The organism is Nocardiopsis deserti (genome assembly GCF_008638355.1).
Classification (GTDB): domain Bacteria; phylum Actinomycetota; class Actinomycetes; order Streptosporangiales; family Streptosporangiaceae; genus Nocardiopsis; species Nocardiopsis alborubida.
The window spans coordinates 512,476-521,254 of record NZ_ML703349.1 but is presented as its reverse complement, the minus strand read 5'-3'; the positions used below and the strand labels follow the sequence as shown (position 1 = coordinate 521,254).

Genomic DNA, 8,779 nt, shown 5'->3' with positions numbered 1-8,779 from the left:
GTGGGGCTGCCGCGCAACCCCGAGACCGGGCTCTACCACGACTCGGACCTGGGCATGGACGTGGACTACGACCCGGTCACCGGCCTGGCCACCAACCCGGTGACCGGTGAGACCTACGACCCCAAGGCGGCCGGTTAGGGGACTGCGCCCCCGGAGGGCGCAGTCCCGGGCCCCCGTCGGGTCAGGTCCCCGCAGGGGCCCGCCGCCCAGGAGCACGGCGGGGGTCCGCCGCCCGCGAACACGGAAGGGGCCCGGTGGTCAGCCGCCGGTCCCCTTCCCTCACCCGCCGAGGCTCCGCACCGCGGTGTCCAGCCGCCGAGCGAGGGCCTCGGTCTCCTCCGGCCCCGGCCGCGCGCCGCCGCGCTCCGCCAACAGGTCCGCGCGGCCGATCACGCGCAGCGCCCCCGCGTAGCGCGGATCGCCCAGGTCGGCCTCCCGCACGACGTCGGCCCGTCCCTCGTGGACGACCAGCACCGGGTCCCCGTTCTCCGTACTCAGCAGCCGAGCCACGTGCTCGGCACGGACGATCTCCACCGACGCCTCCTCGCGTTCCTCGTGCGACGCCTGCCATCCCCGCCTGCCCGGAGGACGCCCCCGGTGAACATGGCGGCTCCCCCGGCCCCGGATCCGCCGTCGGCACGCCCTGAAAACCGCGCCCATTCCGCGGCACATATCATCATCGGGTGAACAACGGCCGCCACCGGTCCACTGTGCGGACCTCCGCACGGTGAACCGGAGTCGCCCGAACGGCGTTCTCACGGGAAATTACCGGACCATTTCTCCCCGACACCCGCTTCGACCAGGGGATACGTTCATATCCACGCCCCCCGGGGAGCGCGCGCGGACGCCGACCGCACCGGGAGGACCTACCGGAACGGGACTTCGGTCACGAGTTCGGTCCGGGAAAGACCGATGTGAAGCGCAACACGGAAGCTTCCCGCAAAACCGCAGGTCACAGGGCCAACGTCCTCCCCGGCCCGGGGCGCGCCGAGACAAGCGCGATGCCGCTGGGGCCCATGTGCACTAAAGTTTCCTTGCTATGGGGCATTCAGCGAGAAGTCCGTCATCGGGGGACATAATCCGATCGACCCGGGAGGGTAATCCCGAGCTCACCAGGGCGCTCTCCGCGTACCTGGGGGTCGATCTCGCCCCCCGGGAGTTCACCCTCGCGGACGGGACCCGGGTCGGGGTCGACTGCGCCGACGGTGGTCAGCCGACCGTCCTCGTCCAGTTCTCACCCCTGCACGGGCCGATGAAGTCGGCCCAGCGCAACAAGGTCATCGCGGACGCCTTCAAGCTGGCCTGGCTGCGGGACCGCCACTTCCCGGACGCACGTCCGCTCGTGGTGCTGGGCGAGCCCCTCGCCAAGCTCTTCGGGCGCGGCGCGTGGCTGCCCGTGGCCTTCGCCTCACACCGGATCGCGGTCGCCCTGGTGGACGACCGTCTCAGGATTCGGGCACTCGATATCAGTATGTGATCAACGCTTCATAACGCGTTAATCAGCAATCTCTAACGTTCGACACGTCAAGATTCCCGCGGGCCGTCGCCATGCTTGCTTCCACCCGCTCTCCATCGAAGGTCCTCGGGCACCCATGCCCGGAGCCAGCCATCTGGAGGGTGTCCCATGGGCCTTCCCCATGCGGTCGTCATCACAAGCACTGTCGTCATAGCAAGTACTTCCGGCCCGCACACCGCCACGCCCCCCGGCGGCCCCGCGACGCGCTCCGCGGCGCTCCCGCCGCGCTTCGCGCCCCGCTCCGGCTCCGTGCTGCCCGACCCCCTCCTCGGTCGATGACGCCACACCCTCGTGACCTGCGCGCCCGTTTTTGCCCCTCCAGCACCCATTCACCGCCAGGACACGGTGTGCAATCATCCGATCACACATTCCGAGGAGAAGGTATGGCACGTCCAGCACGGCCGGAGACGGGCCGAGGGCCCGCAGCCCGGCGCACCGAACACGCGTACCGAGAGCGGGACGCCGCGTGAGCGACGACCGTATCGAAGTACGCGGACTCAGCAAGACCTACGAGGGCGGTGACCCGCACCGGCCCGCGCTCGACCGCATCGACCTGGACGTCCCCCGCGGCGAGTTCGTCAGCCTCATCGGCCCCAGCGGTTGCGGCAAGTCCACCCTGCTGCGGGTGATCGCCGGACTGGAGGGCCACGACAGCGGCGACGTCACCGTCTTCGGCTCCACGCCCAAGCGCATGTGCGAGGCCAAGGCCGTGGGCCTGGTCCCGCAGACCCCCGCCCTGCTGCCGTGGCTGAACGTGCGGCGCAACATCTCCCTGCCCTCCCGGGTCAACCGCCGGGCCGGCAGGGGCAGCGAGGACCCGGACCAGCTGCTGCGCATGGTCGGCCTGGACGACTCCGCCCGCAAGTACCCGCACGAGCTGTCCGGCGGCATGCAGCAGCGCGTGGCGATCGCCCGCGCCTTCGGCCTGCGGCCCGACCTGCTCCTGATGGACGAGCCCTTCTCCGCGCTGGACGAGTTCACGCGCGAGGCGCTCCAGCTCCAGCTCCTGAACCTGTGGGAGCGCATGTCCACGACGGTCGTGTTCGTCACCCACTCGGTGCGCGAGGCGGTCACGCTCTCCGACCGCGTCGTCGTGATGTCGGCCCGGCCCGGCCGGGTGCACGAGGTGCTGCCCGTCGACCTGCCCCGTCCCCGCGACAGGGCCGTGGTGACCGGACCGCACATGCACGCCCTGGAGGACCGGGTCCGCGCGTCCCTGCAGTCCGCCTGGGAGGCCGGAGCCGCCCCCGACGACCTCGTTCCCCTGTGAGAGGAGGAGAGACCATGGCCACCAGCACACCCGTCCGTCCCCGCCCCGGAGGCGAGGCGTCCCCGAAGCGCGGTGCCGCGCGCCGGCGCCGGTTCGGCCCCAGACTCAGCGTGTGGCTGCCCACCGCCGTGGCGGTGCTGCTCGTCGGCTTCGCCTGGTCGGCGACCGCCGAGGACCAGCCCTACCTCCTGCCTCCGCTGACGGAGGTCGGGGGGATCCTGGTCGAGGACCCGCTGCTGTTCGTGAACAACGCCTGGGCCACCCTCAGCATCGCCCTGTCGGGCGTGGCCTTCGGCGCGGGCACCGCGTTCGTCCTGGCCCTGCTGATGTCGGAGATCCCGCTGCTGCGGCGCGCGGTCATGCCGCTCGCCGTCGTCCTGAACGTGACCCCCGTCATCGCGATCGCCCCCGCCCTGGTGGTGGCGTTCGGCTTCGGCATGACCCCCAAGGTCATCGTGACCGCGATCATCACGTTCTTCCCGGTGCTGATCAACGTGACCACGGGGCTGCGGTCGGTCTCCCGACCCGTCCTGCACGTCTTCTCCACCCTGCACGCCTCCCGTCTGGAGGTGCTGCTCCGGCTGCGTATCCCCAGCAGCCTCCCCTACACCCTCGCCGCTCTGCGGGTGGTGTTCCCCCTGTCCATCGTGGGCGCCGTGGTCGCGGAGTTCGTCGCCGCCGGGTCCTCAAGCGGGCTCGGCACGATGATCCGCAACTCGGCCGCGACCGCCCGGTTGGAGTACGTCTACGCGGCCGTCGCCTGTCTGGCCGTCATGGGCGTGCTGATGCTCGCACTCATCACCGTCCTCGAACGCAGACTGCTGTTCTGGCACGAGTCCCAGCAGCGCACCACCTCCTAAGGAACCCCCATGACCAATCCGCCCCACCGCCCCAGTCCCCGGCGCCAACGCTCCCTCGCGGCCGCCGCCGCGGCATCGGTCCTCCTCCTCACCGCCGCGTGCAGCGGAGGGGAGGCCGCCGAGGACGACACCCAGGTCGCCACCGTCATCGACGAGGAGCGCTGCCAGACCAACCGCGACGCCGGGACGATCACCTACATCACCGGCTACCAGTACCAGGCCTCGGTCTCCATCCTGGAGGCCATCGCCGCGGACGCCCTCGGCTACTTCGAGGCCGTCTGCCTGGACGTGGAGATCCAGCCCGGCAGCGGCGACACCATCGGCAACTCCCAGCTGGTGTCGGCCGGCACCGCCCACTTCACCTCCCTGGGCAACGAGGCCGAGGTCCTCCAGGCCAACGACGCCGGGCACGAGGTCATCGGCGTCTCCACCTACGGGCACGTCCCGATCGCCAGCCTGCTGACCGGCACCGGCATCGAGGAGCTCAAGGACCTGGAGGGCGCCACCCTCGGCCACAAGGGCATGCTCCCCGCTCCGCTGGAGGCCATGCTCGTCGCCGACGGCGTGGACATGGACTCCATCGACATCGTCGAGGTCGGCTACGACCCCAGCGTGCTGCCGCGCGACCAGGTGCAGGCGCTCACCGCGTTCCGCTCCAACGAGCCCTTCCTCCTGTCCGACATGGACGAGGAGTACAACGAGTGGCTCCCCGAGGACTACGGGGTCGTGGGCTCCTTCGGCGTGATGGCCACCAACCCCACGTGGGCCGAGGAGAACCGGACGGTGGTCGAGGACTACCTGCGCGCGATCGCCCGGGCCTTCGACTACTGCCAGGAGAACGGCGAGGAGTGCGTCGGCTACGCCGCCGAGCTGGCCGAGGCCGGATACGACACTGAGCACAACCTGCGGATCTGGAACGCCGAGCAGGAGCTGGTGACCGCCTCCACGCCCGACGACTCCACCCCCGGCTACATCGACCTGAGCCTGACCGAGTCCGAGGGCCAGACCCTCGTCGACAACGGCCAGCTGGACGAGCTGCCCGACCTGGAGCCCCTGTTCGACCCCCGTTACCTGGAGGCCGTGCACGTGGCCACCGAGGTGGACTGGCCCAGCGAGTAGGGCCGGACGGCACACAGCAGGACCGCGCGGCCCGGCGCCGCGCACCGAGCGCGTAGAGCGCCTGGGCGCGGCGCACGAGCCGCGCGGCGCACGGGTGACCGCGGTACGCGGCGCCCGAGAATGGAATGAGGAGCCAAGGATGGCAGCAGAAGGCGGGCTTCCGGCCGCCGAAACCGAGTACGGCATCTTCCTGCCCATCGGCAACGGGGGGTGGATCGTCTCGGAGACCGCACCGCACCCCGAGGCGACGTACGAGTACAACAAGAAGGCCGCGGTCCTCGCCGACGCCTACGGACTCGACTTCGTCATGTCCATGGGCAAGTGGCGCGGCTACGACGGCGCGACCGACCACTGGGGGCGCACCCTGGAGTCGATCACGATGATGTCGGGGCTCGCGGAGGCCACCGAGCACGTCAAGGTGTGGGCGACCGTCCACACGAACCTGTTCCACCCGGCCCTCGCCGCCAAGATGTACACCACCCTCCAGGACATCAGCGGCGGACGCGCCGGGATGAACATCGTGGTGGGCTCCTACGTGGACGAGTTCGCCCAGATGGGCCTGTGGCGGGAGGACATCGGCCACGGTGACCGCTACCGGTACACCGAGGAGTGGACCAGCGTCCTCAAGCGGCTGTGGACCGAGGACTCGGTCACCCACGACGGCGAGTTCTTCAAGCTCGACGACTGCCGATCGCGGCCGCACCCCACTCCGGCGCCGACCCTGATCAGCGCGGGCCGCTCCGACACCGGCCTGAACTTCCAGGCGCGGCACTGCGACGGCTCGTTCCTGACCGCGGAGGACCTGCCCGGCCTGCGCGACGCCAGCCTCGACGTCAAGGAGCGCGCCCAGAAGGAGGGGCGCAGCATCAAGACGTACTCGATGCTCACCGTCGTCATGGACGACACCGACGCCGCGGCCGAGGAGCGGCGGCTGGAGTACGGGCGCGGCGCGGACATCGACGCTCTGGTCAACATGAAGCGGTCCTGGGGCCTGCCCCTGGACAAGGCCCTGTCGCTGACCTCCGAGCGGCCCGAGGACGAGGCGTTCCAGACGCCGTTCGTGACCGGGTCCCCGGAGACGGTGGCCGGACGCATCCGCGAGATCGTGGAGTACGCCGAGCTCGACGGTCTGATGCTGATCTTCCCGGACTACCACGCCGACCTCGCGGCGTTCGGTGAGAAGGTCATGCCGCTGCTGCGCCCCGGTGGGGGAACGGCCGCGGAGCAGGGCTGAGGCCCTCCGCCGCGGAGGACTCCGGCCGCCCGCGGCGGTTGATGTGGGGTCGCTGCGGTGCGAAGTCCCCGCTCGGGGTTTCGCACCGTGGTGGCCTGGGGCCGCGGCGCCCCGCCGGACGCCGCGCGGGGCTTACGGCCCCGCTCCCCTCCGACGATTGGGCTCCCCTCCGACCGGGTAGGCGACCCCAGTGTCCTCGCAGGTCAGGTACTCCGCCCCCGGTGATCCGGGCGGAGCTGCCCGGCCCTCGCACGAGTCGGAGGGACTGACGATGAGCGTCAAGCGTGGCATCGAAGGGCTACAGGACGTCCTGGGGGAGGTGGACTTCCCCGCGGACAAGGACCGGATCGTGACGCACGCCCTGGACGCGGGCGCCGACGAGGAACTGCTCAGCGCCCTGCGGGCTATGCCGCCCGCCCAGTACAACGAGGCCAACGAGGTACTGCGCTCGGTGCCCCTGCCCCGCTCCGAGACGGACTCGCACACCGAGTCCGCCCGCGCGCAGCTGCGCAGGGAACACGGCAAGCCCGGCATGGCCGAGTCGATGAAGGAGAGCCGCCCGGTCAACCCCATCGAGGAGGAGCTGGGCGAGAACCGCAAGTCCTGAGCCCCGCGCCGTGGTCCCGGTGCCCTGACGGGCCCCGGGGCCCTGTCATGCATGGGGCGGGCGGGGCCTCAGCCGTACACGCCGGACCGGTGCCCGACATGGACGGCCCAGACGACCAGTCGGCTCTCCTGGACCGTGTGGATCACCCGGTAGTCGCCCACCCGGAGACGCCGTACCTCCGGATCACCGACCAGAGCCGTGGTACCGAACCCCAGGGGATCGGTCTCCCGTTCGGTGAGTTTGCGGAACACGTTCATCGCCGCGTTGCGGGGAAGCTTGCGCAGTTCCGCCCTGGCCTCTGGCCGAAAGACCGTACGGTAACTCACTCCGGCCCTTCCATGGTCTCGGCCATCACCTGTTCCATGGGGACGCCGGGTTCGGGATTGTCCATGCGCTCGCGGACCATGCGCAGGATCTCCTGCTCCTCGAACTGCTGGTAACGCCGCAGCAGGCCGATGAGGACCACCGCCGCGACCTCTCTTCCCCGTCTGGTGATGACCGTGGGTGAATCCTCCCGGTCCGCGCGGTCGACGACGTCCGCGATGTGGTCGCGCACCTGGCGAATGGACTCCACCTGCATCTCACTCATGGAACCAGTGGTGCACATGGTCCTTTCCGTACGCGCGGATCCGGCGTGTCCACTACTCGGGGAGGGAGGAACATCCCTCACTGTTCCCCTTCCCCCCGGAACGGACACACAGCCCCTGGACTGGACATTCATCCCATCTTCCGCGAGCATGGGCGAGGCGCGCGCCCGCGTCTAGGTGTGCCGGGAAGACTGGTCGGCGAGTCCCTGTCAGCCATACGCCCGGAAAGTTGCACATGAGCATTGACCCGATTCTGCGCTCCGAGCGCCCCGGCCCGCTCTCACGGCTGGCCGACACCCTGCGCAGCGACAGTGTCGGCGGCTTCCTGCTGATCGGCGCCGCGGTCCTCGCTCTCGTCTGGATCAACTCGCCCTTCGGCGAGGCCTACGAGAACCTGCGGGCGATCACCTTCGGGCCCGAGTCCCTGCACCTGAACCTGTCCCTGGAGACCTGGGCCGCCGACGGCCTCCTGGCGGTCTTCTTCTTCGTCGTCGGCAACGAGCTCAAGCAGGAGTTCGTCCACGGGGAGCTGCGCAACCCCCGGCGGGCCATGCTGCCGATCGTCGCGGCGGTCTGCGGCATGATCGTGCCCGCCGCGCTCTACGCGGCGATCAACTTCACCTCGCCCGACACCGTCCACGGGTGGGGCATCCCGATGGCGACCGACATCGCGTTCGCCCTGGCGATCCTCGCGGTGGTCGGCCGCGGGCTGCCGCCCGCGCTGCGGACCTTCCTGCTGACCCTGGCGATCGTGGACGACCTCGGCGCGATCATCGTCATCGCGGTCTTCTACACCGCGGACATCAGCTTCCTGCCCCTGGCGGTGGCCGCCGCTGGCCTGGCGGTCTTCTGGTACCTCCAGCGCGGCAGGGGGCTGGCCGCCAAGCTCAACGCGTCCGTGGTGCCCAACTGGCTGGTCTACGTACCCCTGGCCGTGGTGATCTGGGTCCTGGTCCACGAGAGCGGCGTGCACGCGACCATCGCCGGCGTGGCGATGGGTCTGCTGATGCGCACCAACAAGCTGCCCGGTGAGCGCCACGACCCGAGCCACGGCGTGGAGCAGCTGCTGCGCCCCTGGTCCGCGGGTCTGGCCCTGCCGATCTTCGCCTTCTTCTCCGCGGGCGTGGTCTTCGACGGCTTCGGCGAGGTCCTCACCGACACGGCGGCGCTGGGCATCATCGCGGGCCTCATCCTCGGCAAGGTGCTCGGTATCGCGGGCGGCTCGTGGCTGACCACCAAGGTCACCAAAGCCGAGCTCAACCCCAGTCTGAAGTGGATCGACATCGTCGGCATGTCGCAGCTGGCCGGTATCGGGTTCACCGTGTCCCTGCTGATCAGCGAACTGACGTTCGCCGACGACCCGGGACACCTGGCGCACGCCAAGACCGGCGTGCTGGTGGCCTCCGCCATCGCGACCCTGCTGGCCGCGGTGATCCTGGGCGCGAGGGCGAGGCACTACCGGAAGCTGGACCGCCAGAGCACGGCGGGCAAGGAGTCCGAGTAGGAACGCGGCGGCGGCCCGTCTCCCCGAGCGGGGGGGGGGGGCGGCCCCCGGGGGAGCCGGGGGGGGGCCCCGGGGGGGGGGC

Annotated in this window: 10 protein-coding genes and 1 pseudogene; 8 read left to right on the top strand and 3 right to left on the bottom strand. The window is 70.5% G+C overall.

Going from position 1 to position 8,779, the window contains the following annotated elements:
* Positions 1 to 138, top strand: a pseudogene (locus tag FYW99_RS07345) (undecaprenyl-diphosphate phosphatase); the annotation flags it as partial.
* Between the two features lie 141 nt (positions 139 to 279).
* Here FYW99_RS07345 and FYW99_RS07340 read toward each other — a convergent pair.
* Entirely contained in the window at positions 280 to 534 is a 255-nt protein-coding gene (locus FYW99_RS07340; protein WP_150251178.1) for a hypothetical protein, read from the bottom strand.
* A 505-nt stretch (positions 535 to 1,039) separates the two neighbouring features.
* On the opposite strand from FYW99_RS07340, the gene FYW99_RS07335 reads away from it, so the two are divergent.
* The 6 genes from FYW99_RS07335 to FYW99_RS07310 all read left to right on the top strand — a co-directional run bounded on the left by FYW99_RS07335 (position 1,040) and on the right by FYW99_RS07310 (position 6,606).
* Positions 1,040 to 1,477: a hypothetical protein gene (locus tag FYW99_RS07335; RefSeq protein ID WP_150251177.1), complete on the top strand. Its 438-nt coding sequence runs from the start codon at positions 1,040 to 1,042 to the stop codon at positions 1,475 to 1,477.
* A gap of 505 nt (positions 1,478 to 1,982) precedes the next feature.
* Positions 1,983 to 2,786 (top strand): ABC transporter ATP-binding protein, encoded by an 804-nt coding sequence (locus FYW99_RS07330; RefSeq protein WP_150251176.1) that lies wholly within the window; start codon positions 1,983 to 1,985, stop codon positions 2,784 to 2,786.
* Between the two features lie 14 nt (positions 2,787 to 2,800).
* A complete protein-coding gene (locus FYW99_RS07325) occupies positions 2,801 to 3,646 on the top strand; it encodes an ABC transporter permease (RefSeq protein WP_150251175.1) in 846 nt (281 codons plus the stop codon).
* Positions 3,647 to 3,655: 9 nt separating this feature from the next.
* Positions 3,656 to 4,765 carry an ABC transporter substrate-binding protein gene (locus FYW99_RS07320; protein ID WP_150251174.1) on the top strand — a complete coding sequence of 370 codons (1,110 nt, stop codon included), beginning with the start codon at positions 3,656 to 3,658 and terminating at the stop codon, positions 4,763 to 4,765.
* 139 nt (positions 4,766 to 4,904) lie between these two features.
* The gene (locus tag FYW99_RS07315; protein WP_150251173.1) at positions 4,905 to 5,999 is read left to right on the top strand and encodes an LLM class flavin-dependent oxidoreductase; all 1,095 of its coding nucleotides are present in this window, start codon (positions 4,905 to 4,907) and stop codon (positions 5,997 to 5,999) included.
* A gap of 271 nt (positions 6,000 to 6,270) precedes the next feature.
* Positions 6,271 to 6,606, top strand: a complete 336-nt coding sequence (locus FYW99_RS07310; protein WP_150251172.1) for a DUF2795 domain-containing protein — start codon at positions 6,271 to 6,273, stop codon at positions 6,604 to 6,606.
* A 68-nt stretch (positions 6,607 to 6,674) separates the two neighbouring features.
* Here the strand turns inward: FYW99_RS07310 and FYW99_RS07305 are convergent, their stop codons facing one another.
* Together FYW99_RS07305 and FYW99_RS07300 are read right to left on the bottom strand one after the other, a co-directional pair.
* On the bottom strand, positions 6,675 to 6,932 hold the full coding sequence (locus FYW99_RS07305; RefSeq protein ID WP_150251171.1) for a type II toxin-antitoxin system RelE family toxin: 258 nt from the start codon (positions 6,930 to 6,932) through the stop codon (positions 6,675 to 6,677).
* On the bottom strand, positions 6,929 to 7,195 hold the full coding sequence (locus FYW99_RS07300; RefSeq protein WP_223838833.1) for a type II toxin-antitoxin system Phd/YefM family antitoxin: 267 nt from the start codon (positions 7,193 to 7,195) through the stop codon (positions 6,929 to 6,931). Before FYW99_RS07300 ends, FYW99_RS07305 begins: the two co-directional genes overlap by 4 nt.
* Positions 7,196 to 7,428: 233 nt before the next feature.
* Here FYW99_RS07300 and nhaA point away from each other — a divergent pair, with 233 nt between their 5' ends.
* On the top strand, positions 7,429 to 8,697 hold the full coding sequence (gene nhaA, locus FYW99_RS07295) for a Na+/H+ antiporter NhaA (RefSeq protein ID WP_150251170.1): 1,269 nt from the start codon (positions 7,429 to 7,431) through the stop codon (positions 8,695 to 8,697).
* Positions 8,698 to 8,779 lie beyond the last annotated feature (82 nt).

What these genes read in the sequence shown, in the direction of transcription:
- FYW99_RS07335 (WP_150251177.1), top strand. Translation starts at nt 1,040, where the DNA reads ATGGGGCATTCAGCGAGAAGTCCGTCATCGGGGGACATAATCCGATCG.
- FYW99_RS07325 (WP_150251175.1), top strand. Translation starts at nt 2,801, where the DNA reads ATGGCCACCAGCACACCCGTCCGTCCCCGCCCCGGAGGCGAGGCGTCC.
- FYW99_RS07320 (WP_150251174.1), top strand. Translation starts at nt 3,656, where the DNA reads ATGACCAATCCGCCCCACCGCCCCAGTCCCCGGCGCCAACGCTCCCTC.
- FYW99_RS07315 (WP_150251173.1), top strand. Translation starts at nt 4,905, where the DNA reads ATGGCAGCAGAAGGCGGGCTTCCGGCCGCCGAAACCGAGTACGGCATC.
- FYW99_RS07310 (WP_150251172.1), top strand. Translation starts at nt 6,271, where the DNA reads ATGAGCGTCAAGCGTGGCATCGAAGGGCTACAGGACGTCCTGGGGGAG.
- FYW99_RS07300 (WP_223838833.1), bottom strand. Translation starts at nt 7,195, where the DNA reads ATGAGTGAGATGCAGGTGGAGTCCATTCGCCAGGTGCGCGACCACATC.
- nhaA (WP_150251170.1), top strand. Translation starts at nt 7,429, where the DNA reads ATGAGCATTGACCCGATTCTGCGCTCCGAGCGCCCCGGCCCGCTCTCA.